Origin of the sequence: Micromonospora sp. NRRL B-16802, from assembly GCF_001279555.1 — a bacterium.
In the GTDB taxonomy this organism is placed as follows: Bacteria; Actinomycetota; Actinomycetes; order Mycobacteriales; family Micromonosporaceae; genus Micromonospora; species Micromonospora profundi.
Genome location: NZ_LGEB01000046.1, coordinates 160,996 through 187,891, shown reverse-complemented (window position 1 = coordinate 187,891; position 26,896 = coordinate 160,996). Strand labels below are relative to the sequence as shown.

Annotated in this window: 20 protein-coding genes and 1 pseudogene; 13 read left to right on the top strand and 8 right to left on the bottom strand. The window is 70.8% G+C overall.

All coding sequences use genetic code 11. The annotated features are described in order from the left end of the window. Positions 1 to 170: 170 nt before the first annotated feature. The gene (locus ADK66_RS07280) at positions 171 to 1,145 is read right to left on the bottom strand and encodes a formylglycine-generating enzyme family protein (RefSeq protein ID WP_053653113.1); all 975 of its coding nucleotides are present in this window, start codon (positions 1,143 to 1,145) and stop codon (positions 171 to 173) included. A 10-nt stretch (positions 1,146 to 1,155) separates the two neighbouring features. Further along, on the bottom strand, positions 1,156 to 2,262 hold the full coding sequence (locus ADK66_RS07275) for a 3-isopropylmalate dehydrogenase (protein WP_053653112.1): 1,107 nt from the start codon (positions 2,260 to 2,262) through the stop codon (positions 1,156 to 1,158). A 179-nt stretch (positions 2,263 to 2,441) separates the two neighbouring features. On the opposite strand from ADK66_RS07275, the gene ADK66_RS07270 reads away from it, so the two are divergent. The 9 genes from ADK66_RS07270 to ADK66_RS07230 are packed head-to-tail and all read left to right on the top strand — an operon-like array spanning position 2,442 to position 13,385. Continuing rightward, entirely contained in the window at positions 2,442 to 3,968 is a 1,527-nt protein-coding gene (locus tag ADK66_RS07270; protein WP_053653111.1) for a PLP-dependent aminotransferase family protein, read from the top strand. An 11-nt stretch (positions 3,969 to 3,979) separates the two neighbouring features. Continuing rightward, entirely contained in the window at positions 3,980 to 5,224 is a 1,245-nt protein-coding gene (locus ADK66_RS07265; protein WP_053653148.1) for a M20 family metallopeptidase, read from the top strand. Further along, positions 5,221 to 6,663: an aldehyde dehydrogenase family protein gene (locus tag ADK66_RS07260; protein ID WP_053653110.1), complete on the top strand. Its 1,443-nt coding sequence runs from the start codon at positions 5,221 to 5,223 to the stop codon at positions 6,661 to 6,663. Before ADK66_RS07265 ends, ADK66_RS07260 begins: the two co-directional genes overlap by 4 nt. A gap of 22 nt (positions 6,664 to 6,685) precedes the next feature. Continuing rightward, positions 6,686 to 7,630, top strand: a complete 945-nt coding sequence (locus tag ADK66_RS07255) for an ABC transporter permease (RefSeq protein WP_053653109.1) — start codon at positions 6,686 to 6,688, stop codon at positions 7,628 to 7,630. After that, on the top strand, positions 7,627 to 8,511 hold the full coding sequence (locus ADK66_RS07250) for an ABC transporter permease (RefSeq protein ID WP_053653108.1): 885 nt from the start codon (positions 7,627 to 7,629) through the stop codon (positions 8,509 to 8,511). The genes ADK66_RS07255 and ADK66_RS07250 overlap by 4 nt, the downstream gene beginning before the upstream one ends. Before the next feature lie 5 nt (positions 8,512 to 8,516). After that, complete coding sequence (locus ADK66_RS07245) at positions 8,517 to 9,503, top strand: ABC transporter ATP-binding protein (RefSeq protein WP_231639945.1); 987 nt, start codon at positions 8,517 to 8,519, stop codon at positions 9,501 to 9,503. Further along, a complete protein-coding gene (locus ADK66_RS07240; protein ID WP_053653106.1) occupies positions 9,500 to 10,324 on the top strand; it encodes an ATP-binding cassette domain-containing protein in 825 nt (274 codons plus the stop codon). Before ADK66_RS07245 ends, ADK66_RS07240 begins: the two co-directional genes overlap by 4 nt. After that, positions 10,321 to 11,076, top strand: coding sequence for an SDR family NAD(P)-dependent oxidoreductase (locus ADK66_RS07235; protein WP_053653105.1), 756 nt, complete (start codon positions 10,321 to 10,323; stop codon positions 11,074 to 11,076). The genes ADK66_RS07240 and ADK66_RS07235 overlap by 4 nt, the downstream gene beginning before the upstream one ends. 8 nt (positions 11,077 to 11,084) lie before the next feature. Further along, positions 11,085 to 13,385: an arylsulfatase gene (locus ADK66_RS07230; RefSeq protein ID WP_053653147.1), complete on the top strand. Its 2,301-nt coding sequence runs from the start codon at positions 11,085 to 11,087 to the stop codon at positions 13,383 to 13,385. A 79-nt stretch (positions 13,386 to 13,464) separates the two neighbouring features. On the opposite strand, the gene ADK66_RS07225 is transcribed toward ADK66_RS07230, so the two are convergent. The 5 genes from ADK66_RS07225 to ADK66_RS07205 all read right to left on the bottom strand — a co-directional run bounded on the left by ADK66_RS07225 (position 13,465) and on the right by ADK66_RS07205 (position 19,989). Then, positions 13,465 to 14,823, bottom strand: a complete 1,359-nt coding sequence (locus ADK66_RS07225) for a dihydrolipoamide acetyltransferase family protein (RefSeq protein ID WP_053653104.1) — start codon at positions 14,821 to 14,823, stop codon at positions 13,465 to 13,467. A gap of 14 nt (positions 14,824 to 14,837) precedes the next feature. After that, positions 14,838 to 15,812 (bottom strand): alpha-ketoacid dehydrogenase subunit beta, encoded by a 975-nt coding sequence (locus ADK66_RS07220; RefSeq protein ID WP_053653103.1) that lies wholly within the window; start codon positions 15,810 to 15,812, stop codon positions 14,838 to 14,840. A gap of 27 nt (positions 15,813 to 15,839) precedes the next feature. Then, entirely contained in the window at positions 15,840 to 16,991 is a 1,152-nt protein-coding gene (locus ADK66_RS07215) for a thiamine pyrophosphate-dependent dehydrogenase E1 component subunit alpha (protein ID WP_209273145.1), read from the bottom strand. Positions 16,992 to 17,105: 114 nt separating this feature from the next. Next, complete coding sequence (locus tag ADK66_RS07210; RefSeq protein WP_053653102.1) at positions 17,106 to 18,437, bottom strand: aspartate aminotransferase family protein; 1,332 nt, start codon at positions 18,435 to 18,437, stop codon at positions 17,106 to 17,108. Between the two features lie 19 nt (positions 18,438 to 18,456). Continuing rightward, positions 18,457 to 19,989, bottom strand: a complete 1,533-nt coding sequence (locus ADK66_RS07205) for a CoA-acylating methylmalonate-semialdehyde dehydrogenase (protein WP_053653101.1) — start codon at positions 19,987 to 19,989, stop codon at positions 18,457 to 18,459. Between the two features lie 106 nt (positions 19,990 to 20,095). Here ADK66_RS07205 and ADK66_RS07200 point away from each other — a divergent pair, with 106 nt between their 5' ends. After that, positions 20,096 to 21,742 (top strand): PucR family transcriptional regulator, encoded by a 1,647-nt coding sequence (locus ADK66_RS07200; RefSeq protein ID WP_053653145.1) that lies wholly within the window; start codon positions 20,096 to 20,098, stop codon positions 21,740 to 21,742. 45 nt (positions 21,743 to 21,787) lie between these two features. Here ADK66_RS07200 and ADK66_RS07195 read toward each other — a convergent pair whose 3' ends face one another. Continuing rightward, positions 21,788 to 22,219 carry a hypothetical protein gene (locus ADK66_RS07195; RefSeq protein WP_231639944.1) on the bottom strand — a complete coding sequence of 144 codons (432 nt, stop codon included), beginning with the start codon at positions 22,217 to 22,219 and terminating at the stop codon, positions 21,788 to 21,790. Between the two features lie 300 nt (positions 22,220 to 22,519). Between ADK66_RS07195 and ADK66_RS07190 the strand changes: the two genes are divergently transcribed. From ADK66_RS07190 to ADK66_RS32225, 3 genes and pseudogenes are all read left to right on the top strand, one after another. Continuing rightward, on the top strand, positions 22,520 to 24,208 hold the full coding sequence (locus tag ADK66_RS07190; RefSeq protein ID WP_053653100.1) for a methylmalonyl-CoA mutase: 1,689 nt from the start codon (positions 22,520 to 22,522) through the stop codon (positions 24,206 to 24,208). Positions 24,209 to 24,392: 184 nt separating this feature from the next. Further along, positions 24,393 to 25,316, top strand: a complete 924-nt coding sequence (locus ADK66_RS07185; RefSeq protein WP_053653099.1) for a tetratricopeptide repeat protein — start codon at positions 24,393 to 24,395, stop codon at positions 25,314 to 25,316. An 83-nt stretch (positions 25,317 to 25,399) separates the two neighbouring features. Then, positions 25,400 to 26,395 (top strand): annotated as a pseudogene (locus ADK66_RS32225) (arginase family protein); the annotation flags it as partial. Positions 26,396 to 26,896: the final 501 nt, after the last annotated feature.

The window sequence follows — 26,896 nt, the reverse complement described above, 5'->3', positions numbered from 1 at the left end:
AGGGCGCTCATGTCCTGTGAGCCGGGACACTAGGAGGGTGGTACATGATGCGAAAGGGCCAGATCAGCAGGGTCGGCAGGTACCAATCGGCCTGCGCCCACCATGCGGGACCTGGGACATCTCAAGCGGCAGGGCTTCCGGCGTCCGTGCTGCTCGGGCTGCCGTCGGGGCTACCGCGCCACCCTGAAGCCGGTGTTGCCGCTTGAGGAATCCTCGGTCGTGCGGCTCCGGGCCGCCACACGGTAGCGGTTGCAGTACGAGTCGTGGCACAGGTAGGAGCCACCGCGAATGACACGCTCGCCGGGCAGCGTACGGCCCCACGGGTCCCGCCACGGCTCCGCGGTGATCTCCCATACGTTGCCGGCGACGTCGTACAGCCCGAAGCCGTTGGGTGGGAAGGCTGTCACCGGCGACGTCCCCACGAAACCGTCGTCCGCGCTGTTTACGGTCGGGAAGGTGCCCTGCCAGATGTTGCAGCGGTGCTGCCCGTCCGGTGTCAGCTCGTCGCCCCAGGCGAAGCGGGCCTGCGGCAGCCCGCCGCGCGCCGCGTACTCCCACTCGGCCTCGGTCGCCAGCCGTGTCCCGGACCACTCGCAGTACGCCTGCGCGTCCCGATAGGAGACGTGCACGACCGGGTGCTGCTCACGTCCCTGGACTGTCGACCCGGGTCCGTCCGGGGCCGTCCAATCGGCTCCCTGAACCGCCAGCCACCATGCCGCCTGCGGCACGGCGGCGTCCAGGACGTGCTGGCGTGCGGCCGGCACCAGCAGCAGGTGGAAGACGAAGGACCAGCCGAACCGCTCCGCGTCCGTGCGGCACCCGGTCGACTCGACGAAGCGGGCGAACTCCCGGTTCGTCACAGGTGTCGCAGCGATCTCGAACGAGTCCACCCGCACCGGGCGGGCCGGACCCTCCATATCCTCTGGAACACCGTCAGGGTCGTCGGTGCCCATGAGGAACGTGCCCCCGGACAGCGCGAGCAGGCCCACCGTGTGGGCAGAGCGCGGCGAGCCCGTGCGGGCGGCCGCATCCGCCGCTGCGTCGGCGGCCGCCGACGCAGCGGCGGGCGTGCGTTTCAACGCGCAGCACGGCGACGCCACAGCCCTGCTCCCATCGTCGATCGGGCCGGCGGGTGCGTCGTTCACCTGCGCTCTCTTACCGGCCGTACTGCGCTGGCAGAGGGTCGGACCCGCTTTCGACGCCCTCACTGATGGCTGCGGCAACGGCATCCCCGAAGTCCTCCGTCGACATCCCCATCTCCGGGCCGCGCATCGCGCCCAGCCTCGGCAGCACCGCCTTCACTCCGGCCTCGAGGCTGCGCGCCGCCTCCGGGTGGCCCAGGTGCTCCAGCATGAGAGCGGCGCTGAGGATCGAGCCCGCGGGATTGGCCCAGCCCCGGCCGGCGATGTCGGGTGCGGAGCCGTGGACCGGCTCGAACATGCTCGGCGCCGAGCCCGTCGGGTTGAGATTGCCGCTGGCGGCCAGGCCGAGACCACCCTGCACGGCTGCGCCGAGGTCGGTGATGATGTCGCCGAACAGGTTGTCGGTGACGACAACGTCGAACCGCTCCGGCTGCGTGACCAGGTAGAGGCACATCGCGTCGACGTGCACGTAGTCCACTTCGATGTCGGGGTGCTCCGCCGACACCTCATCGAAGGTCCGCTGCCACAGGTCGCCGGCGTACGTGAGGATGTTCGCCTTGTGCACAAGTGTGACGTGCTTGCGCGGCCGACCCATAGCCAGCCGGAAGCCGTGCCGGATCAGGCGTTCGACACCCTTGCGGGTGTTGACCGACTCCTGGGTCGCGATCTCGTCCGGCCCCCCACGGTGGATGAAGCCGCCCGCACCGACGTAGGCGCCCTCGGTGTTCTCCCGAAGGATCACGAGGTCACACTGCTCGGGGCGGAGTCCCTTGATGGGCGTGGGGACGCCGGGCAGCAGCTTGACGGGCCGCAGGTTGACGTACTGGTCGAAGGCCGTCCGTAGGTGGATCACCAGGCCGCGTTCGAGTACGCCGGGTGGCACCGACGGGTCTCCGACAGCGCCGAAGAGAATGGCGTCCGCCTTTGCCAGCTCCTGCTCCACATCGGGCGGCACGACCTGGCCGGTGATGCGCCAGTAGTCCGCACCGAGTTCGTAGTCCTCCCACACCAGGTCGAGCCCGAACCGTCTCGCCGCGGCGTCGCACGCCTTGACCGCCTGGGCGGTGACCTCCGGTCCGATGCCGTCCCCTGGCACCAGCGCGATTCGCTGGGCGCTCATTAGCCCACCCCTGTCCGCGGGCAGGAGACCGTCACCTGCCGTCGCCCGGCCAGCGTGGCGGGATTGGGCCGTCCGCAACAGGTCCAGGTTGCCGGTTATGCTAGTACCAGCAGGGCCGGGACGGTGCGCCCGCGTGACAAGGGACGACGGGACGACGCCCCCCGCGAGAGGGGGTCGGTATGACGGACTTCCTGTTGCCGGTCAACCCGCAGAGCGCAGTTCCCCTGTACGAGCAGATCATCACGGGCATCGAGGACGCGATCCTCGCCGGGCATTACGACGACGGCCCGCTTCCGAGTACCCGCCGGCTGGCCGAGGCGCTGGGCGTCTCGCGCAACACGGTGCTGACGGCCTACGACCGCCTCATGGAACAGGGCCTCATCGTGACCGTGCCCCGGCGCGGCCTCTACGTCTCCTCAGAGGCCGTGGTGCGGATGCGGGCCGCGCGGCGTACCTCCCGCACGCCGACGCAGCCGATCGACTGGCAGGCGCGGCTTCCGGACCCGCCGCCCGCTCCGGTGTACCGGGACCCGGCGTGGGTGCGGGCGCCGTTCCCCTTCGTCGTCGGCCAGCCGGACCCCGCCATGTTCCCCATTGGTGCGTGGGAGAGGGCGCAGCGTGAGGCGCTGCGTCAGGACGGGCTGTCCCATGTCATCGGGGACTCCGGGCAGGCCGACGACCCGGAGCTGGTGCGTCAGCTGTGTGAGCACGTGCTGCCGTCGCGCGGCATCTCCGCCAGCCCGGACCAGGTGATGATCACGCTGGGTTCGACGCATGCGCTGCACCTGCTCGCGGGCGTGCTCGTCCGGCCGGGCAGCGTCGTACTGGCCGAGGATCCCGGCTACCCGGACGCGCGGACCATCATGCAGATGGCCGGGGCCGAGGTGGTGCCGGGCAGGGTCGATGAGGACGGTCTCGTCGTGGAGGACCTGCCGGCGGATCTGCACGGCGCGGGTCTGGTGTACGTCACGCCGAGCCATCAGTACCCGACCGGAGCGACGATGTCGGCATCCCGGCGAGAGGAGCTGCTGCGACGGGCAAGTGCGGCGGACGCGGTGGTGATCGAGGACGACTACGACCCGGAGATGACGTTCCGCGGCATCCCCGCGGTGGCGGTGCGCGCCCTCGACGACGAGGACCGCGTCGTCTACCTCGGCAGCTTCAGCAAGCTGCTGGCGCCCGGCTTGCGGCTCGGTTACGTGGTGGCGTCACCGGCGCTTGTGGACGCGATGCGGGCACGTTCCCGCTATGTGTTACGCCATCCGCCCGGCCCTATGCAATGCGCCCTCGCGCGGTTGATCGCCAGCCGCGACCTCGCCCGTCACGTCCGCCGCATCCGCGCCCACTACCAGGGGCTTTACGAGGAGATGGTGCGGGCGGTGGAGCGTCACGTGCACTGGGGGCCGCAGCCGGTGCCGCGTGGTGGGCTGGCCCGGTGGATCACCGGCCCCGCGGGCCTGGACGCCGAGGAACTCGCCCGCGGGCTGCGCCGGCAGGGCGTCCTGCTCGACCCCGGTGCGCCGTACTGGATCGCCCGGCCTGCCCCACGGCACCACTTCCGGCTGGGGTACCAGGTGATGCCGCTGGACCGCATCGACGAGGGCGTGCGACGGGTCGCCGCAGCCGTGGAAGCGCTGGTGCAGCCCCGACTGGTACCCCCGCCGCCTCGGAAACTGGATGTTCCGCTTCCCAGCCCTAGTTCGTAGTGTCCGTCGCCATGACGTCGGACACCCACGCCGCCCTCCGGGCCGGCCACCTCGTCGACGAGCAAGCCGTCGTGGCGCTGACCCAGGAGCTCGTCCGCATTCCCTCGACGTGGGACCCAGCCCGCGAGCGTAGCGAGCAGCCGGCAGCGGAGCGTGTCGCCGAGGTCATGCGGGGTTTCGGCTGGCAGCCGGAGGTCGTCGAGGTTGCCCCGGGGCGGCCCAACGTCGTGGCGGTCGTGGACGGTGGCCTGCCCGGGCCGACGTTGATGTTCGAGGGGCACACCGATGTCGTCACCGAGGGCTCCCGTGACGAGTGGACCGTCGACCCGTTCGGCGGCGATATCGTCGACGGGCGCCTGTACGGCCGCGGCTCCGCCGACATGAAGGCCGGCGTCGCCGCGATGATCCACGCCACGCGAGCCGTCGAGCTGGCCGGGCCGTTCCCCGGCCGGATCGTGGTGGCCGCCCTCGTGGACGAGGAGGGCCAGATGCTGGGCGCGAAGCACTTCACGACCACCTCCCTCGCCGCCGAAGTGGACGCCGCGATCGTCTGCGAGCCGGAGGCGGAGGAGATCTGCGCGGTCGCCAAGGGCGCCGTCCGGTTGCTGGTCACCTGTACCGGACGGATGGCCCACGGTGCGATGCCGCAGCACGGCCGCAACCCGATTCCCGCGGTGGCCGAACTCGTCCAGGCCCTCAACCGTTTTCAGGCGGAGTTGCAGGTGGTGCCCGGTGAGCACGAGCATCTCGGCCTGACGTACCTGACCCCCACGGTTTTGGACGCCGGCTCCGCCGACCAGATCAACGTCATCCCGGGCCGGGCTGTCCTCGGCGTGGACTGCCGCACGGTGCCCGGTGTCGACCACGCCGCCCTCGCCGAGCGCGTCCGCTCCGACGCGGCGGCCATCGGCGCCCGGCACGGCGTCACGTTCGCCGTCGACGTCGTCGACGACAGGCCCTGCGCTGTCACGCCCGAGGACCACCCCATCGCGCTCGCCGTGGCCCGGGCCCACCGCGACGTCACCGGTGTCGAACCCGCCTTCGGCGGCGTGCCCGGCGCTACCGACGGAACGATCCTGTGGCGTGACAGCGGCATCCCGAACGTCGTCTACGGTCCCGGTCCGAAGTGGATCGCCCACCAGCCCGACGAGTACGTCGAGGTCGACGACGTCGTACGCAAGACCAGGGTTTACGCCGAGGCCGCGCTGGTCTTCCTCACCGGCGCCACGGTCGCCGAGGCGGGTGGGGCGCTGTGACCGCCCAGGAGCTGCTGGCCGCGCTGCCGGCCGGCCTGCCGATCGGCGACGGCTGGGTGACCGCCACGCAGATGAAGCCTGTGCGGTTCCCGTACGACGGCAGCACCGTGACCGAGGCGCCGTGGGGCAGCTCCGATGACGCGGAGGCCGCCGTCAAGGCCGCCCACGACGTCGCCGAGCAGATGGCCAACCTGCCCGGCCACGCACGCCGTCGGGTGCTGATGCAGGTCGCCGCCGACGTCCGCGCCCTCGCCGGGTCCCTCGCCGAGTTGCTCGTCCTCGAGACCGGCAAGCCGCTTGTCGACTGTCGGGTCGAGGTCGCCCGCACCCTTGTCACGCTGGAGACGGCCGCCGAGGAGGTCGGGCACCTCACCGGCGAGACGGTCGCCCTCGACATGCAGCCGGCCGGCGAGGGCATGGTGGGGTTCTGGGTACGCCGCCCGGTCGGCGTCGTCGTCGGCATCACCGGGTTCAACTACCCGCTGCTGCTGGCCGCGCACAAGGTCGCGCCGTCCGTCGCGGCGGGCTGCCCGGTCATCGTCAAGCCGGCGCCCAACACGCCCCTCGCCACGCTCGTGCTCGTCGACCTGTTCCGGCGCGCGGGTTGCCCGGCGGCCGGCGTACAACTCGTCACCGGTGGCGTCGAGGTCGGCAAGATCCTGACCACGCACCCGTACGTCGCCGCCGTGTCCTTCACCGGTTCCGCGAAGGTCGGGCACGAGATCGCCCGTGCCGCCGCCCCGCGGAAGGTGCTGCTGGAACTCGGGTCCAACGCCGCGCTCGTCATCGGCCGCGACGCCGACCTCGACCGGGCCGCTGAGGCCGTCGTACGCGGCGGGTTCTACGCATCCGGGCAGGCGTGCATCAGCGTCCAGCGGGTCATCGTCGAGGAGCCGGTCCGCGAGGCGCTGATCGAGCGCCTCCAGCCGCTGCTGGAGACCGTCACCACAGGGGATCCCCGGTCCGCGGACACCCGCGTGTCAGCCCTTGTGGACGAGGCGTCCACCGAGCGGGTCCACTCGTGGGTGGACCGGGCGGTCGCCGGCGGGGCCCGCTGCCTGGCCGGCGGAACGGCGCAGGGCCGCGTCCTGCAACCGACAGTGCTCGTCGACGTCCCCGAGGACGCCGAGTGCTGGTCGGAGGAGATCTTTGGGCCGGTGGTGTGCGTCCGTTCGGTGGCCGACATGGACGCTGCCGTCGCGACTGTCAACCGGTCCCGCTACGGGTTGCAGGCAGCCGTCTTCACGCGCGACCTGGCGGTCGCCCTCGACGCCGTACGCCGCCTCGACGTCGGCGGGGTGCTCGTCAACGAGGTGCCCGGGTTCCGGGCCGACAACATGCCCTACGGCGGCGTGAAGGACTCCGGTATCGGACGGGAAGGGCCCCGCTTCGCCATGGAGGAGTTCACCGTGACCAAGATGGTGATGATCAGGCCATGATTCGGAGTAGGAGCACACCCGCATGCTGATCTACTTCGTCAGGCGGCTGGTAATCCTCGCGGTATCCCTGTTCGCCGCGTCCGTCCTCGTCTTCACGCTGCTGTCGCTGCTGCCCGGTGACCAGGCGCAGGCAAGGCTCGGCGTGAACGCCACCCCCGAGGCGCTGGAGGCGTTGCGCGAGCAGTTCGGGACGAACCGGCCGTTCACCGAGCGGTACCTCGACTGGATCGGCGGCCTGCTCCGTGGCGACTTCGGAACCTCGCCGCTCAGCGGGGTGTCGGTGGGCTCGGAGATCGTCGACAAGCTCGGCGTCACAGTGCCACTGATTCTGGCCGGGATGACGCTGGCGCTGCTCATCGCGCTCCCGCTCGGCGTCCTCGCGGCCGTGAAGAGCCGTACGCCGATCGGAACGGCGCTGTCGGCGCTCAGCCAGGTCGGCATCGCCGTACCTTCGTTCTGGCTCGGCATCCTGCTCATCACTGTCTTCGCGGTGAAGCTGCAGATGCTGCCCGCCGGCGGGTTCACGGGGTGGGAGGACGTCGGTGGCGCTGTCCAGGCCCTGCTGATGCCGGCGCTTGTCCTCGGCGTGGCGCAGGGCGCCATCCTGATGCGCTACGTCCGCTCCGCGGTGGTCGAGGTCATGCAGGAGGACTTCATCCAGACCGCGCGGGCCAAGGGTCTGAGCCGCTCGCAGGCGCTGAAGCGGCACGCGTTGCGCAACGCGGCGATCCCCGTCATCACGGTCCTCGGCCTCCAGCTCGCGACGCTGCTCATCGGCACCGTCGTCATCGAGAACGTCTTCGGCCTGCCCGGCCTCGGCCGGATGCTGCTCCAGGACGTCGGCAACCGCGATCTGCTGAAGGTGCAGGGCACGGTCATGGTGCTCACGGCTGCGGTGCTGCTGATCAACTTCCTGGTCGACGTGGTGTACCACGCGGTCGACCCCAGGCTGAGGAGCAACGCATGACCTCCGTCGCCGACGCCCCACCCGAGGCCACCGCCGACGTCGTCGCGCCAAGCGTCGGCAAGCCGCGCCGCCGATGGAACCTCACGCTGGTGATCGGCGCCACCATCGTGGGCCTCGTCGTCCTCACCGCACTCGTGTCGTTCCTCTGGACGCCGTACGACCCCACCCGCGTCAACCCGGCGCAGACGCTGGCTTCCCCCGGCAGCGCCCACTGGCTCGGTACCGACCACTTCGGCCGGGACATCTTCAGCCAGTTGCTCGTCGGCGCGCGTACCACCCTGTTCGTCGGTGTCGTCGCCGTGACGATCAGCGCGGCGATCGGCGTACCGCTGGGTCTGCTCGCCGCCGGCGGGCGGCGCTGGCTCAGCGAACCCGTGATGCGTGCGCTGGACATCGTGTTCGCCTTCCCCGCCATCCTGCTGGCGATCATCCTCGCGGCAGCCTTCTCCGCCTCCACGCTCACCGGCATGATCGCTATCGGCGTCGCCAACGTCCCCGTGTTCGGCCGCATCACGCGCGCCGGCGCGCTCCAGGTGCTGCGCAGCGACTTCGTCCTGGCCGCGCGCAGCTACGGTCGCCGGGGCGTGGTGCTCATGGTCCGGTACGTGCTGCCCAACATCGCGGCACTGCTCATCGTCCAGGCGTCGGTGTCGTTCGCGCACGCGGTCCTCGCGGAGGCGGCGCTGTCCTACCTCGGCTTCGGCACTCCGCCACCGACCCCCACCTGGGGTCGGATGCTCCAGGAGGCCCAGAACTACTTCGTCGTACAACCGATGCTCGCAGTCTGGCCCGGTCTGGCCATCGCCCTGTCGGTGCTCGGTTTCAACCTCATGGGCGACGGGTTGCGCGACGCCCTCGACCCGCGGCTGAGAGGACGGTGACCGGGGTGAGCGGGCTCGTGGTGGAGGACCTCGTCGTCGAGGTCCACGGCGTGCCCGCCGTCAAGGGCATCTCGTTCGAGATCGAGCGGGGCAGCCGCATGGGGCTCATCGGTGAGTCGGGGTGCGGCAAGTCCCTGACGGCCCTCGCCCTGATGGGCCTGCTGCCCCACGGGGTGACGGCGTCGGGGCGGGTGCTGCTCGACGGTCGTAACCTTCTGGACCTGTCCGACCGCGAGATGTGTTCGGTCCGGGGCAACGACATCGCGATGGTGTTCCAGGAGCCCATGACGGCGCTCAACCCGCTCATGCGGGTCGGCAACCAGGTCGCCGAGTCGCTGCGGCTGCATCGCGGGATGAGCCGTGCGGCGGCCGGCGCCCGAGCCGTCGAGCTGCTCGAACGGGTCCAGCTGCCCGAGCCTGACCGCACCGCGCGTAAGTACCCGCACCAGCTGTCCGGCGGCCAGCGGCAGCGCGTCGTGCTGGCCATCGCGCTGGCCTGCGACCCCGCCGTACTTGTGGCGGACGAGCCGACCACGGCGCTGGATGTCACGGTGCAGGCGGAGATGCTGCGGCTGATGGACACGCTGGTGCGCGAGGAAGGGGCGTCCCTCCTGCTCATCACCCACGACCTGCCCGTCGTCGCCAGCATCTGCCAGGAACTGCTGGTGATGTACGGCGGCACGATCGTCGAGCACGGCGAGGTCGCAGCGGTGTTCGACTCCCCGCGGCACCCGTACACGGCGGGTCTGAAGGCGTCCACCGTGCTGGACAGCGCCGACGGAAGCGGCCGGCTGGCGACGATCCCCGGTCGGGTGCCGAGCCTCGGGGCCTTCCCCGGCGGGTGCGTGTACCGCAACCGGTGCCCGCGCGCGGACGACGTCTGCAAGACCGTCCCGTTGCTGACGGCGCCACCCGGCAGCAGTCGGCGTGCGGCCTGCCACCACCCGATCGAGAGCGACCAGCCCCTAGAGAGCGGAAGGGCCAGGGCATGACCGCGACCCCGTTGCTGGAAGCCGTCGGCGTGGTGCGCGAGTACCGGTCCCCGCGGCAGTCGCTGCGCACGCCGGGGCGGCCGGTCCGCGCGCTGGACGGCGTGAGCCTTCAGGTCCACGAGGGCGAGGCGTTCGGCATCGTGGGGGAGAGCGGCTCCGGCAAGTCCACGCTGTCGCGCATCCTCATGGCGCTCGACCAGCCGACCGCCGGTATAGCGACCTACGCCGGCCAGCGCATCAGCGGCGTGCCGGAGCGGCGGCTCGGGTTCCTGCGGCGGGACGTGCAGATGGTGTTGCAGGACCCCATGTCGTCGTTGAACCCGCGGATGCGGGTCGCGGACATCATCGCGGAACCGATGCGCGCGCTGCGCCTGCCGGGTGACCACCGGGCGCGGGTCGCCGAGCTCATGCACGCCGTGGGTCTGCCAGAGGAGGCGGTGAGCCGCTACCCGCACCAGTTCTCGGGCGGCCAGCGGCAGCGCATCGCGATCGCTCGCGCCCTCGCGGCGGGGCCGAAGGTCATCGTGGGCGACGAGCCCGTCAGCGCGCTCGACGTCTCGGTGCGCGCGCAGATCCTCAACCTGCTCACGGACCTGGCCGAACAGTTCAGGCTGACACTGGTCCTCGTCTCCCACGACCTGTCCGTCGTCCGGTACCTGTGTGACCGGGTCGCGGTGATGAACCAGGGCCGGATCGTCGAGACGGGTGACACCGCGTCGATCTACTCCGACCCCCAGCACCCCTACACCCAGAGGTTGCTGTCCGCGGTGCCCACCCTGCGCGGCGACCTTCTGGACCGATTCAACAGGAGCAGCACATGAGGTTGGTTGACCGCGTCGCCGTCGTGACCGGAGGTGCCAGCGGTATCGGACTGGCGACCGTCGGCCGGCTCGTCGAGGAGGGCGCGCGTGTCGTCATCGCCGACCTCGACGGCGACCGTGCCGTCCGGGTGGCAGCCGATTTCGGGACCAGCGTCATCGGGGTGGCCTGCGACGTCACCCGGGCAGAGGACTGCCGTGCTGCCGTCGCGACCGCCGTGGAGCGGTTCGGGAAGCTCGACCTCATGCACGCCAACGCGGGTACGCCGTTCACCGGGCCCGTCGAGGAGGTGGACCAGGCGACGCTCGACCGCGTCGTGGACGTCAACCTCAAGGGGGCGTTCTGGACGGCGCAGGCCGCGGTGCCCGCGCTGATCGAGGCAGGTGGCGGCTCGATCGTGTTCACCGCGTCCCTGCAGGCCGTCATCGCCCGCCCGCGGTACTCGCCGTACACCGCCGCCAAGCACGGGGTCATCGGGCTGATGAAGGGGCTGGCCCTTGAGCTTGCGCCGCACGGCATCCGGGTCAACGCGATCGCCCCCGCGGCGACGGAGACGCCGATGCTCTCGGCGTTCCTCGGCGGGATGGGAGACGTTCCGGACAGCGCCCGGCAGAACTTCCGGGAGTCGATCCCGTTGGGCCGCATGGCGACGCCGCGCGACTCCGCGGACGCGGTGGTGTACCTCGCCAGCGACGAGGCGCGGATGGTGACTGGCCACACGCTCGTCCTCGACGGCGGCACGACGGCCGGCTGAGGGTGGCAGTGACCAACCCCCTCGCGGACCCTCCGTACGAGGGGGCCATCGGACGCACCTACCAGGAGTCGACGGAGCACTGGAGCGCACCGCCAGCGGCAGCGGCAGGTAAGCCGAACGTGGTGTACGTGCTGCTTGACGACGTCGGGTTCTCGGACTTCGGCTGCTTCGGCGCGGAGATCGACACACCGACGATCGACAGGCTCGCCGCCTCCGGGCTGCGGTACACCAACTTCCACACCTCGCCGCTGTGCTCGCCGACGCGCGCCAGCCTGCTCAGCGGCCGTAACCACCACAGTGTCGGCATGCGCATGCTGTCGAACTTCGACAGTGGCTTCCCCAGCGGCCGAGGGCGGATCACCCACGCCGCCGCCACTGTCGCGGAGATGCTCGTCGACGCCGGCTTCAACACAATGGCGGTCGGCAAATGGCACGTCGCGCCGCTGGAGCACACGACGCCGTCCGGCCCGTACGACCAGTGGCCGCTGGGCCGGGGTTTCGAGCGTTACTACGGCTTCCTCGAGGCGGAGACCGACAGCTTCTATCCGGAGTTGGTGCACGACAACCACCAGGTGGACCCGCCGGCCACGCCCGAGGAGGGCTATCACCTCACCGAGGATTTGACCGACCGGGCCATCGGGTTCGTCCGGGACCAGGTCTCCTTCACGCCGGAGAAGCCGTTCTTCCTCTACCTGGCGTACGCCGCGGCGCACGCACCGCACCAGGCCCCGCAGGAGTACCTGGAGAAGTACCGGGGGCGCTACGACAGCGGCTGGGACGACGTTCGTGCGCGGCGGCACCGGCGGCAGATCGAACTCGGCATCATCCCGGAGGACGCGCCGCTGCCACCGCACAACCCCGGCGTCGTTCCGTGGGACGAGGTGCCGCCCGAGCAGCAGCGCCTGTTCGCCCGCATGCAGGAGGCCTATGCGGCGATGGTCGATCACACCGACGCCCAGCTCGGGCGCCTCGTCGACTTCCTCGAGCGGATCGGCCAGCTCGACAACACCATCGTGATCGTCATGTCGGACAACGGGGCCAGCCCCGAGGGCACCCCCATCGGCACGCTCAACCCCACCGCCTTCCAGAACCGGGTGCCGGAGGACCTTCAGGACAGCCTCGCGAGGATCGACGAGATCGGCGGCCCGCGAGCGCAGAGCAACTATCCGCTGGGCTGGGCGCAGGTCAGCAACACGCCGTTCCGCCGCTACAAGCAGCACACCCACGAGGGCGGCGTACGGGTGCCGTTCGTGCTGAGCTGGCCGGCCGGTGAGGTCCCCGGGGGGCAGGTACGGAAGCAGTTCCAGCACAGCATCGACGTCACAGCGACGGTGCTGGACCTCGTCGGGGTGGAGCCACCCGTGGTGCGCCGTGGCATCCCGCAGATGCCGCTGCACGGTCGCAGCTTCCGGGACGGGCTGCGGGACCCGCAGGCACCGCCGTCCCGGGACTGCCAGTACTTCGAGATGTTCGGACACCGCGGCATCTACCGCCAGGGCTGGAAGGCCGTGGCGTTCCACGAGCGCGGCACCTCGTGGGACGACGACCGCTGGGAGCTCTACCGGATCGACGAGGACCCCACCGAGAGCCGCGACCTCGCCGCCGAGCATCCCGAGGTGCTTCAGCGCCTCATCGAGGAGTTCTGGATCGAGGCCGCCCGCTACGACGTGCTGCCCCTTGACGACCGCGGATTCGCCGTGCGGGCCCGGGTGCCGCGGCCGGGGTCGGTGCGGGACAGGCTGGTGTTCACCTACCTGGCTGGCGTACCGGCGATCTCCGGTGCGGCCGTACCGCCGACGATGAACCGCTCGCACGCCATCAACGCGCGCGTACACCGCACCGACACCTCCCAGGGCGGGGTGATCGTGGTGCTCGGCAACGTCAGCGGCGGGTACGTGATGCACATCCAGGACAACCACCTCGTGTACGAGTACAACTACCTCGGCACCCTCTACACGGTCCGGTCCGAGAACGAGTTGCCGCTGGGCACCGTGGACCTGACGTTCGAGCTGCTGAAGACCGCCGACTGTCAGGGCACCGGCCGCCTGCTCGTCAACGGCGAGACGGTGGGCACGGCGCGGTTCCCGCAGCTGCTGCCGTACTTCCACGGGTTCGCGGGCATGGACATCGGTCGCAGCATCCACTCGCCGGTGTCCACGAGCTACCCATCCCGGCACGACTTCTCCGGCGAGCTCGAGTACGTGCGGTTCCGGCTCGCGGCGTCCGAGGAGGTCGGCGAGCCGATCGCGCAGGCGCAGGACGCCCTCCCGCAGCCGTCGCCAGGCGTCGCGTTCGAGGTCGTGGACTGACACCAGCCCGGTGTACGACGACGGCGCGTGACCGGACCGGGGTCCGTGCACGCGCCGTCTGTTCGCTGGGACGGTGTGGTCAGCGCATCGCCAGGCCCCACAGCGGGTCCTCGACGAACCGGCCCACGTGGGCGAGCACCCGGCTGCCGAGATCCCCGTCCACGAGCCGGTGGTCGAACGACAGCGACAACTGCACCGTCCACCGGGGGACCACCTGCTCGCCGACCACCCACGGCGTCCTGCGCAGTGCGCCGAGGCACAGGATCGCGGCCTCGCCGGGGTTGAGTATCGGTGTGCCGGCGTCGATGCCGAACACGCCGATGTTGGTGATGGTGATGGTGCCACCGGCCAGGTCGGCGGGCCGGACGCGACCTTCCCGCGCCGACAGCGTCAGCTCGTTCAGGGCTACGGCAAGGTCACGCACCGGCAGGTCCTGCGAGGCCTTGATGTTCGGCACGAGCAGGCCGCGCGGCGTCGCGGCGGCGATGCCGAGGTTGACGTCGGCGTACCGGACGATCTCCTGGTTCTCCTGATCCCAGCGGGCATTGACGTCGGGGTGGTCGCGTACGGCGTCCAGCAGTGCCAGCGACACCACGAGCAGGGGTCCGACCCGTACCCCGTCGAAGGTCGGATCCTTCCTCAGCCGATCCACGAACTCGACGGTGCCTGTCGCGTCGACGGTGAGGAACTCCGTGACGTGCGGTGCGGTGAACGCGCTCGCCACCATGGCGGCAGCTGTCGCCTTGCGCACCCCGCGGACGGGGACCCGTTCGTCCTGCCGTACGGCATTGTCGGCTCCCGCTGTCGACGCCGTGGACCCGTTGGAACGTCTCGCACCCGGATCGGGCTGCGCCGGCCGGGCGGTGTGGTCGAGGACGTCCTGGCGCGTGACCCGGCCGTCGGGGCCGCTGCCGCGCACCTCGGCCAGTTCCACACCGAGTTCCTTGGCGAGTTTGCGCAGCGGCGGCTTCGTGAGCACCGGCGGCCGCGACGACTGCGGCACGCGGGCGGTGTCGTCGGGCCGGGCGGGATGCGGTCTCCGTCGTCGCCGACGGGTCTGTGCCTGCGCGGCCACCCCGTAGCCCACGAGCACCGCGGACCGTTGCGGTGGCGGCGCACCGTCGGGGTGCGGAACGGCGGTCGGATCGGCGGCGAGCGTGCTGGCCGTGTCGTCGGGGACGACCGGACCAGGCTCGCTGACGATCCGGATGGCGATGATCGGCGAGCCGACGCCGACGGTCTGTCCCTCCTCGACGAGGAGGCTGTGCACCACACCGGCGTACGGGCTGGGCAGCTCGACGAGAGACTTGGCGGTCTCGATCTCCACGAGGACGTCGTTGAGACCGACCGGGTCGCCCGGGGCGACGCGCCAGGTGACGACCTCGGCCTCGGTGAGGCCTTCCCCGACGTCGGGCAGGCGGAACTGTTTGATTGTCACTGGGGCCTCTCCTCTCACGCGGCGAGCACGCGGTCGACGGCGTCGAGGATCCGGTCCAGGTCGGGCAGGTACTCCTCCTCGACCTTTGCCGGTGGATACGGCAGGTTGAAGCCGCCGACACGCTCGACAGGCGCCTCCAGGGAGTAGAAGCACCGCGTCATGACCTGCGCGGCGACCTCGGCGCCGAAACCCGCGAACGTGGGGGCCTCGTGGACCACGACGGCCCGGCCTGTGCGACGGACGGACTCCTCGATGGTCCGCACGTCCAGCGGGGAGATGGAGCGTAGGTCGACCACCTCGACATCGCGGCCGTCCTCCGCGGCCGCCTCCGCGGCGGCGAGGCAGGTGGCGACCATGCCCCCGTAGGTCAGCAGCGTCACGTCGCTGCCGCGACGCACGATGTGGGCCCGGTCCAGCGGTCGCGGCGGGCCCTCGTCCTCGGGGGTCACCTCTCCCTTCATCCAGTAGCGGCGTTTGGGCTCGTAGAAGATGACCGGGTCGTCGCCGGCGATGGCCTGACGGATCATCCAGTGCGCGTCGTCCGCGCTGGAGCAGTAGACGACGCGCAGCCCGGCTGTGTGCGCGAAGTACGCCTCGTTCGACTCGCTGTGGTGCTCCACGGCCCCGATGCCGCCACCCACGGGGATCCGCACGACCACCGGCAGGCTCGTGCGACCGTTGGTGCGGGCCCGCATCTTGGCGAGCTGAGACACGATCTGGTTGAAGGCGGGGTAGACGAAGCCGTCGAACTGGATCTCGCAGACCGGGCGGTACCCGCGCAGTGCCAAGCCGATCGCGGTGCCGATGATCCCGGACTCGGCGAGTGTCGAGTCCATCACCCGGGCTTTGCCGAAGTCCTTCTGCAGACCATCGGTGACCCGGAAGACGCCGCCGAGCCGGCCGATGTCCTCGCCCAGCAACATGACCTTGGCGTCGTCCTCCATGGCGCGACGCAGACCGCTGTTCAATGCGTGACAGAGAGTGAGCATGAACGTGTTCTCCGATCCGGGCTGGCGTCAGTCGAGGAAAGAGTCGCGGTAGGCGACGAACGCGTCGTGCTCCTCCTGAAGCAGTTGTGGTACGTCGGCCAGCACAGTGGCGAAGGCGTCCGCGAGGTCCGGCGCCTGCAGTGCCAGGCATTCCCGGCGCGTGCGGTCGGCGAGTTCGTCCGCCTCGGCCTGGATCTCGTCGAGGAACGCCGTGTCGCTCCAGCCCTCGGCGCGCAGAAGTGCTTCGACGCGCGCCAACGGATCCTTCGCCCGCCACGCTTCGAGTTCGCTGTCGGTGCGGTACCGCGTGGGGTCGTCGGACGTGCTGTGCCCGCCCATCCGGTACGTGGTGGCCTCGATGAGCGCGGGCCCGCCGCCGGAGCGCACGTGTTCGGTCAGCGCGGACGTCACGGCGTACACGGCGAGGACGTCGTTGCCGTCGACCCACTCGCTGCGCAGACCGAACCCGGCCCCCCTCCGGTGGATCGGCGTGCGCGACTGGGACGACGAGGCCGTCGAGATCGCCCAGTGGTTGTCCTGGCAGAAGAACAGGACCGGCGCGTCATTGGTGGCGGCGATGTTCATCGCCTCGCTCGCGTCGCCCTCGCTGGCGGCGCCGTCACCGAAGTACGCCACGACCACCGTGTCGCTGCCGTCGCGCTGCACCCCCAGGGCGTACCCGGTGGCGTGCAGCAACTGAGCTGCCAGGACCAGGGTGTAGATGTGGAACGAGTACGGCTCGGGGTCCCAGCCGCTGTTGGCGACCCCACGCCACTGCCGGAGCAGGTCCGCGGGGCGGATGCCGCGCCACAGGGCGGCGGCGTGCTCGCGGTAGCTCGGGAAGACGTAGTCGTCGGCGCGTACCGCAGCTATGGAGCCGACCTGTGCGGCCTCCTGGCCGCGGCACTGCAACCACAGGCCCAGCTCGCCCTGTCGCTGCAACGCGAACGCCTCGTCGTCGAGGCGGCGTGCGAGCCGCATACCGCGGTACAGGTCGCGGGTGAGCCTGCCGAGGGCGTCGCGGTCGACGTCGGTGTCCGTGCGTAGTTGCCCGTCCGGGGCGATGAACTGGATGAAGCCGTCCGGGGCTCGCGGAAGGTCGGCGGTGCTGGTGAAGGGATTGGCGGGGGAGGGCGTCGAGCTGCCGGCGGGTGACCTGACGATGTTCGAGGTACTCAAGGCGCCACCTTCTGGGTGCTGGGCTCCGCGGCGCCGGGGTCACCGGCGGGCCGCGGATGGCGGATATGGAACACCGCCCGCCACGTCGACCGAGCGGGCGGTGGCTCGCGGCAATTACACGGTGTACCGGTCGGCGAGGTTCAACGCCTCGTCGAGGACCGCCAGACCCGTCTTGACCTCCGTCTCCGAAACGGTGCAGGGCGGCACCACGTGGATCCGGTTGAAGTTGGCGAGTGGGATGACGCCATTGCGCTTGCACGCCGTCAGCACCTCGTTCATCTCGACCGACGACGACCCGTACGGTGCCAACGGCTCCTTCGTGGCGCGGTCCTTCACCAACTCCACAGCCCAGAACACCCCGAGTCCGCGTACGTCCCCGACGCTCGGGTGCCGCTCGGCCATCTCGCGCAGCCCCGGGCCCAGCACGTCGGCACCGATCCTGGCGGCGTTCTCGACGATCCCCTCATCCCGCATCGCCGTCATGGTGGCGACGGCGGCCGCGGCGGCCAGTGGGTGACCGGAGTACGTGAGCCCACCGGGGTAGGGGCGGGTGGAGAACGTCTCGACGACGTGGTCGGAGATCACGACACCGCCGAGCGGGACGTAACCGGAGTTCACGCCCTTGGCGAAGGTGATGAGGTCGGGTACGACCCCGTAATGGTCCAGGGCGAACCAGGCGCCGGTACGCCCGAAGCCCGCCATCACCTCGTCGGCGACGTAGAGGATGCCGTGCTTGTCGCACAGCGCCCGAACTCCCGCCAGGTAGCCCGGCGGTGGAGGCATGACACCGGCCGTGCCGGGCACGGTCTCCAGGACGATGGCGGCGATGGTGGAGGGTCCCTCCATCTCCACGACGCGCTCCAGGTGGCGCAGCGCGAGCGCGGCCTCCTCCTCCTCGGTGGTGGCCCCGAACTCCGACCGGTAGAGGAAGGGGCCGAAGAAGCGCGCGACCCCGGCGGTGCCGGTGTCGTTGGGCCAGCGTCGCGGGTCGCCGGTGAGGTTCACCGCCGTCTGGGTGCCGCCGTGGTAGCTGCGGTACTGGGACAACACCTTCGGCCGACCGGTGTGCAGCCGGGCCATCCGGACGGCGTGCTCGACCGCCTCCGCGCCGCCGTTCGTGAAGAACACCTTGTCCAGACCGGCAGGGGTCCGCTCGGCGATCAGCCGGGCCGCCTCGCTGCGCGCCTCGTTGGCGTAGGGCGGCGCGATAGTGCACAGTCGCGCCGCCTGCTCCTGGATCGCAGCGACCACAGTGGGGTGCTGGTGGCCGATGTTGGTGTAGACGAGCTGCGACGAGAAGTCCAGGTAGCGGTTGCCGTCGCCGTCCCAGAAGTACGAGCCCTCGGCGCCCTCGACGACCATGGGGTCGAGCGTGGACTGGGCGGACCAGGAGTGGAAGACGTGAGCGCGGTCCAGTTCGTAGGTGCGCGTTGCACGGGTGCTCATTGGCGGTTCTCTCCGATGCTCAGTCGTTCTCGGGGAAGCCGAGGTTGATCCCGCCGTGGCTGGGGTCAAGCCAACGGGACGTGATGACCTTGCCGCGGGTGAAGAAGTGCACCCCCTCGGTGCCGTGGGCGTGGGAGTCGCCGAACAGGCTGTCCTTCCAGCCGCCGAACGAGTAGTACGCCATCGGCACCGGGATCGGGACGTTGATGCCGACCATGCCGACCTCGACCTCGTTCTGGTACCTGCGTGCCGCGCCGCCGTCGTTCGTGAAGATGGCGGTTCCGTTGCCGTACGGGTTGGCGTTCACCAACTCGAGCGCCTCGGCGTAGCCGCCCACGCGTACGACGGACAGCACGGGCCCGAAGATCTCGTCGGTGTAGACGCTCATCTCGGGGGAGACCCGGTCCAACAGGCTCGGCCCGAGCCAGAAGCCGGCCTCGTCGCCGTCGGCCTGCACGCCGCGACCATCCACCACCAGCTCGGCACCGGCGTCGACGCCAGCTGCGAGGTACGACGCGACGCGGTCGCGGTGCTCCCTGGTGACAAGCGGCCCCATGTCGCAGGAGCGCCGGCCGTCACCGACCTTCACAGTGGCGATGCGTTCGCGGATCCGCTTCACCAACTCGTCGGCGACGGGCTCGACCACCACAAGGACCGAGATGGCCATGCACCGTTCTCCGGCGGAACCGAACCCCGCGTTGACTGCCGCGTCCGCGGCCAGGTCGAGGTCGGCGTCCGGCAGCACCACCATGTGGTTCTTCGCCCCGCCGAGGGCCTGGACGCGCTTGCCGTTCCGGGCGCCGGTCTCGTACACGTACCGGGCGATCGGGGTGGAGCCGACGAACGACACCGCCTTCACCTCGGGGTGTTCCAGCAGCCTGTCGACGGCCACCTTGTCGCCGTGGACGACGTTGAACACGCCGGCGGGCAGGCCGGCCTGCTCCCACAGGCGGGCGATGAGCAGAGACGCGGAAGGGTCCTTCTCGCTGGGCTTGAGGACGACGGCGTTGCCCGCCGCGATGGCGATGGGCATGAACCACATCGGGACCATCACCGGGAAGTTGAACGGCGAGATGATGGCGCAGACACCGAGGGGCTGGCGGATGGAGTAGACATCCACGTTCGTGGAGACACCCTCAGAGTGGCCGCCCTTGAGGAGGTGCGGGATCCCGCAGGCGAACTCGACGACCTCCAGACCGCGGGAGACCTCGCCGAGGGCATCGGAGAGGACCTTGCCGTGCTCGGCCGTGATGAGTTCGGCCAGCTCGTGCTTGTGCTGGTTCACCAACTCCCGGAACGCGAACAGCACCTGCGAGCGCTTGGTAAGCGAAGACGTCCGCCACGACGCGAACGCGGCCGCGGCGGAGGCGACGGCGCGGTCCACCTCGTCGACGGAGGCCAACGGAACCTCCGTGCGGATCGTGCCCAGCGCCGGGTCATAGACTGGCGCCGTCCGCTCGGCGACGCCGGCGACCCGCTGGCCACCGATCCAGTGGGTCACCCGCTGGGGCGGGGCAGGAGCGGGGACGGTCTCGGGTTCTGTCTGGGTCATGCCCGGATCATCTGCGCTTCCCCGCATCCGGGCAATGGGCACTGTGTCGCTCTCGCTCTCTGGAACCGCACATACTGTGCGCCTGGGCGAGAAGGGAGACGAGCTCATGCCGATGACGGTCCGGGACGTGCTCGAGCTGCCAGCGCTGCAACAGGCCGGGCCACGTGTCCTGGCTGGTCGCACCCGGCTTGATGCGCCGGTGCGATGGGTGCACGTCGCCGAGGTGCCCGAGATCGCCGACCTGCTTCGCGGTGGCGAACTGGTGCTGACAACGGGCATCGGCCTGCCGCCGGACGACGACGGGTTGTGCCGCTGGATCGACGCGCTTGCGGCTGTCGGCGCGGCTGGCGTCGTCATCGAACTCGGCCGGCGGTTCGGCCCCACCCTGCCGACCGGGCTCGTCGAGCGTGCCCGCAGCCGGGACCTGCCCCTCATCGCGCTCCGACGCGAGGTGCGGTTCGTGGCCGTGACCGAGGTCGTCCATTCCGTGATCGTTGAGGAGCAGACCGCCGACCTGCTCGCGAACGACGAGATCCACCGCATCTTCACCGAACTCTCGGTCGAGGGCGCGGAGCCTCGGCAGGTGCTCCGGGAGGTCACCCGCCTGTCCCGGCGTCCCGCCGTACTGGAGAACCTCGCCCACCAGGTGCTCGCGTACGAGACGGGCCCGCTGTCCGCCGAGGAGTTGCTCGACCGTTGGGAGGCCCGCTCACGCGCGGTCGAGGTCCCGTCCGGCACTGGTTACGAGCCGCGCTCGGGCTGGCTGGTGACCGGCGTCGAGGCCCGGGGCAGCCGGTGGGGGCGGCTCGTGCTGCTGTGCGACCAGGAGCCGCCGGCACGGACAAGGGTCCTGCTGGAGCGCGCCGCGTCCACCATCGCGCTGAACCAACTCGTCGTACAGGACTCCTCCTCCGTCGAAAGACAGGCGCGCAGCAACCTCCTGTGGAGCATCGTCACCCACTCCGCGCCCACCCGGGACGTGGCGCTTCGGGCACGCGGGCTGGGTGTGGTGCTGGAGCAGCGACGGCTGTTCGGGGTCGTCGTCCGCAGGCGTCGGCTGACCCGGACCGCCGGCGTCGAGATGAACGCCCGTCGACGGGAGCTGCTGGACGCCGTGGAGAGAGCGGTCGGCGACTGCGGGCTCGCGGCACTGACCGGCGACGTCGGAGAGGCGGTGGGCGGTGAGGGGGTCAGTGTCCTCGTCGCCCTCGGAAACGAGGACACCGACGAAGCCGCACTGCAGGGGCTCTCCACCGCGCTCACCGAGGCGGGCCACTCCGCCGGGTCGGACGTCGTCGTCGCCGCGGGGTCCGTGGTCAGATCCCTCGACCTGGCCCGGCGCTCACTGGTGGAGGCGGCGCAGGTGGCCGATGCCTCGGTGCACACCGCCGAGCCGCGACCCTTCTACCGGCTCCTCGACGTCCGGCTCCGGGGCCTCCTGCACCTGCTGCGGGAGGACGTGCGCCTGCAGACGTTCGTCGAGCGCGAGCTGGGCCCACTGCTGTCGTACGACCAGCGGCACGGCACGAACCACGTCGCCCTCCTGGAGGCGTACCTCGTCGAGGGGCGCAACAAGCGGCGCGCGGCGGCCGCGATGGCACTGTCCAGGTCCGCGTTGTACCAGCGGCTCCAGCTGATCCAGCGCGTGCTCGACGTCGACCTCGATTCGAGCGAGAGGCACCTGTCGCTGCACGTGGCGCTCACCGCACGTGACGTGATGCGGACGAAGAACAGCCTCGGGGCGGCGGGCTGACGCGCCCCCGGGACGCCGGTTACCCGTGCTCCGGGGGCGTGAACGTCAGCTGTGGGTGCGGTGGCGCGTCCGCCGACGCCGGACGCCGTCGCGCGGCGGTGCGGCGTGCAGACTCACGCTGACGACGGGTACGGCGTTCGCGACGCTCCGACGAACCGTCTCCAGCGTCGCCACGCTGGGGGAGCACTCGAGGATCATCACCGCCGACGTGTTCGGGCACTGCACGTACTGGACGTGGGAGACCGCGACCCGACGTGAGTGCAGCACTGACAGCACCTTGAGCAGGCCTGTCGTGGAGTGCCCCTCGCCGAGGTGCACCACCATCGTCCACGGCGTGCCGTCCTCCCCGGAGGGCTCGTCGTGCTGGGGGCCCGGCCCGGGGCCGGGGGCGGTGGGTTCGACCGCGTCGCTCGGGCGGGGCGGCACCGTCTGCGCCGCGTGAGCGAAGGGTGTGGGGGTGAGGGGGAACGTGGTCACGGGGGGCCTCACAATGTCGAGCCGACAGGATGGCTGGGCCGGCGACGCACGCAGGAGACGCACGTCGCCTAGGTAATCAGCTCGATCACGACTCGAATGTCCACGGCGGCAGTCTGGCACGGCTTCTGTCGTCGGGAGGCTCCAGCCGGAGAGCCGTCCGGCACGTGAGACACGGAAGATGCCGTGGGTGCACCACGGCGCCGGCCGGAGTTACCCGCTGGTAGGAGTATCCCTTAGCGACCGTTCAGGTAGGCGATCTACACTCGCCGTGGGACGAGGACTCGAGGAGGAGCTCCGCGCATGGACGCTGACGAGATCGACGCCGGACGGGCACGCTGGCAGGCCCGGTACGACTCCGCGCGCAAGCGGGACGCCGACTTCACCACCCTCTCCGGGATGCCTGTCGACCCGGTCTACGGCCCGCCGGAGGGCAGCTCCTACCCGGGCTTCGAGCGGATCGGCTGGCCCGGCGAATACCCGTACACCCGGGGTCTTTATCCGACCGGCTACCGCGGGCGGACCTGGACGATCCGGCAGTTCGCGGGCTTCGGCAACGCCCAGCAGACCAATGAGCGCTACAAGATGATCCTCGGCGCCGGCGGGGGTGGTCTCTCGGTCGCGTTCGACATGCCGACCCTGATGGGCCGCGACTCCGACGACCCACAGGCGCTCGGCGAGGTCGGCCACTGCGGCGTCGCCATCGACACCGCCACCGACATGCAGGCGCTCTTCGACGGCATCGACCTGGCCGGCGTCACCACCTCGATGACCATCTCCGGCCCGGCCGTACCGGTGTTCTGCATGTACCTGGTCGCCGCCGAGCGGCAGGGCGCCGACCTGTCCAAACTGGACGGCACGCTGCAGACCGACATCTTCAAGGAGTACATCGCGCAGAAGGAGTGGCTCTTCGACCCGGAGCCGCACCTGCGCCTGATCGGCGACCTGATGGAATACTGCGCCGCCGAGATCCCGCGCTACAAGCCGCTGTCGGTCTCCGGGTACCACATCCGCGAGGCCGGCTCGACCGCCGCGCAGGAGCTGGCGTACACCCTCGCCGACGGATTCGGGTACGTCGAGCTGGGCCTGTCGCGCGGCCTGGACGTGAACGTCTTCGCGCCGGGGCTGAGCTTCTTCTTCGACTCGCACCTGGACTTCTTCGAGGAGATCGCCAAGTTCCGCGCGGCCCGCCGCATCTGGGCCCGCTGGCTGCGTGACGTCTACGGCGCCACCAGCGAGAAGGCCCTCTGGCTGCGGTTCCACACGCAGACCGCCGGGGTGTCGCTGACCGCGCAGCAGCCGGTAAACAACGTGGTACGCACCGCCGTCGAGGCGCTCGCGGCGGTGCTGGGCGGGACAAACTCGCTGCACACCAACGCGCTGGACGAGACCCTGGCTCTGCCCACCGACGAGTCCGCCGAGATCGCCCTGCGTACGCAGCAGGTGCTGATGGAGGAGATCGGCGTCGTCAACGTGGCCGACCCGCTCGGTGGCTCCTGGTACGTCGAGGCGCTGACCGACAAGATCGAGGCCGAGGCGGAGGAGATCTTCGCCCGGATCCGGCAGCTCGGCGGGGAGGGGCCGCACCAGATCGGCCCGATGACCTCCGGCATCCTGCGTGGCATCGAGGACGGCTGGTTCACGGGGCACATCGCGGAGTCCGCCTTCGTCTACCAGCAGGCTCTCGAAAAGGGCGACAAGAAGATCGTCGGCGTCAACTGTCACACCGGCACCGTCACAAAGGAGCTGGAGATCCTGCGCATCTCGCACGAGGTGGAGCTGGAGCAGCGCCGGGTGCTGGCCGAGCGCAAGAACGCGAGGGACGAGGCCGCAGTGCGTGCGGCGGTCACCCGCATGGTCGAGGCCAGCCGCACCGACGAGAACATGATCCCGGCCATGCTCGACGCGGTCCGCGCCGAAGCGACGCTCGGCGAGATCTGCAACGCCCTACGCGCCGAGTGGGGCGTCTACCGCGAGCCCGCCCGCTTCTAACGGGCTCCCGCTCCCACCCCCTTCCCCGTCGATCTTGCAGTTGCTGCCTCGACATATGCCGCATACGGCCTGTATAGGGGACCGAAAGTGCAAGATCGCGGGGGTGGGGGTGGGGCGTGAGAGTTGCAACGTCGGAGTTGCGGGTGATCTGAGAACGCCGGCTCGCGTGCGAGACTAGGTAACCATGAGCGACCCACGGATCACCTCGTCGATCTTCACCCGCGGCGCGGTCGACCTCAGCACGCTGCGCGGCCCCGCACCAGCCAGTACCCGCCCCGGCACACCCCCGCAGGGCGGCCCCTCCGCCAGCACCCCTGGCGCGCAGGCCGCCGGTGGTAACGCCCTCATCGTCGACGTCACCGAGGCGACAATCCAGTCCGAGGTGCTCGAACGGTCGATGACCATGCCCGTCGTCGTCTTCTTCGGCGCGGCAGGTTTCCCGGAGAGCGACGAATTCGCCCCCGTACTGGAACGGCTGGCCGCCGAGAGCGGCGGCGCCTGGGCGCTCGCCCGGGTCGACGTGCAGGAAAACCCCCGGATCGCCCAGATGTTCCGGGTCCAGGGCATCCCCATGGTGTACGCGGTGGTCGGCGGCCAGCCGATCGACGCGTTCTCCGGCGTGGTGCCCGAGGCCCAACTCCGCCAGTGGATCCAGGCCGTCCTCAAGGCCGGAGGCGTGACCGTCTCCGAGCCGGAGGACCCGCGCCTCGACGAGGCGGACGACGCGCTGATGAGCGGCGACCTGGACGCCGCCGAGCGGGCGTACCGCAAGATTCTGGCCGACTCGCCGGCGGACGCCGCGGCCGAGGCAGGCCTCGCCCAGGTCGGTGTCGCCCGCCGGGTCGCCGGCGCCGACCCGGCCGCCGCGCTCGCCGCTGCCGAGAGCGCCCCCGACGACGTCGCCGCCCAGCTACTCGCCGCCGACATCGAGGTGCTCAGCGGTCTGGCCGAGCAGGCGTACGCCCGGCTCGTCGGTCTCGTCCGACGCACCGCCGGGGAGGACCGCGAGACCGTCCGCCAGCACCTCGTGTCCCTGTTCAGCATCGCCGGCCCGGACGACCCGGCCGTCGCCTCGGCCCGGCGGGCCCTGGCCAGCGCCCTGTTCTGAGTTCACGCACGGTTTTGAGTTCGTAGCACGCCAGCGCGGGCCGGCGATCCGCCGGCCCGCCCGACCACCGGGGACGGGAGCTCATGATGCGCCGGATTGCCGTCCTCGACGCGCCGACAAACCTGGGCCTGCGCCCGCCGACCCCCACCTCCGTCCCGGGCTGCACCAAGGCACCCGGGGCCCTGCGCGACCACGACCTGCTCGCCCGGCTGCGGGCCCGCGACGCCGGCTGCATCACCCCGCCCCGGTACGACCCCGGCGACTGGCGACCCGGCGACGGCGTCTGCCACGCCCGGGAAATCGCCGACTACTCACTCGCCCTCGCCGAGCGCATCGGCTCCATCATCGACAGGGGCGAGTTCCCCGTCGTGCTGGGCGGCGACTGCTCGGTACTGCTCGGCTCCGCGCTTGCCATGCACCGCCTCGGTGAGGCCGTCGGCGGCCACATCGGGCTGGTCTTCGTGGACGGGCACTCCGACTTCCGGCACCCCGGCAACGCCTCCTACGTCGGCGCGGCAGCCGGTGAGGACCTGGCCCTGGTCACCGGACGCGGGCAGGCCGACCTGGCCGCCCTGGAAGGCCGCCGACCCTACTTCCGCGACATCGACGTCGTGGTGCTCGGCATCCGGGCGCAGGACGAATACCGGCTCGACCTGCAAGCCGCCGGCATCATCACCCGGCCGGTGCCGGCGCTACGCGCCGAAGGCGCCGCCCGGACAGCCCAGTGGGCACACGAGCAACTCGCCGACTGCGCGGGCTACTGGGTACACATCGACGTGGACGTCCTCGACCCCGCGGTGATGCCCGCCGTCGACGCACCGGACCCGGGCGGCATCGCCTTCGCCGAGTTGGAGATCCTCCTCGCCGGCCTTGTCGACACCCCACACTGCCTCGGCGTCGAGCTGACAGTCTTCGACCCCGACTACGACCCGGACGGCTCGTACGCAGCCGAGATCGTCAACACCGTCGTCGCAGGGCTGGCCCCGGTGACCGCCCCGGAGGCGCTGCCGCCCCGGCTGCTGTCCGCCCGACCGGCGCCCGGTCCCCGGCGTACCAAGACCCGCGCGGCAGACCTCGACGCCCGCTCCGATCGTGCGGGTCTCGTGGATCGTGCGGGTCTCTCGGATCGTGCGGGTCTCGCGGATCGCGCGGACCGGTCGGAGCGCTCGGATCGTGCGGGCCTTGCCGATGCGGTCTCTGTTGATGCGGGCCTGGGCGGAGCGAGCGTCAGCGGTGTCGGCGCTGCTGATGCGGCGTTCGCCGGTCCAGGTTCCGGAGCTGCCGATTCCGCCCACGTCGAGCCCTTCGGCGTCGAACCCGCCGGCGTCGAATCCTCCGGTGCTGGTTCTGCTCTCGGCGGGTCCTTCGCAGTTGAGCCCGCCGGGTCCGCTGGCGGCGAGCATGTCGCTGCTGCGTCCGCCGGGCGCGTCGGGGCCGATTCCTTCAGGGCCGCGCCCGCTGGTGCTGCCGGCGCTGAGCCGTTCGGTGCTGGGCCTGCCGACACCGGGCCTTCCGACGCCCAGCCGCCTGTGGCCGAGGTGCCGGGCGGTGTCCCGGTTCCGGTCCGGGCGGAGCCGTTC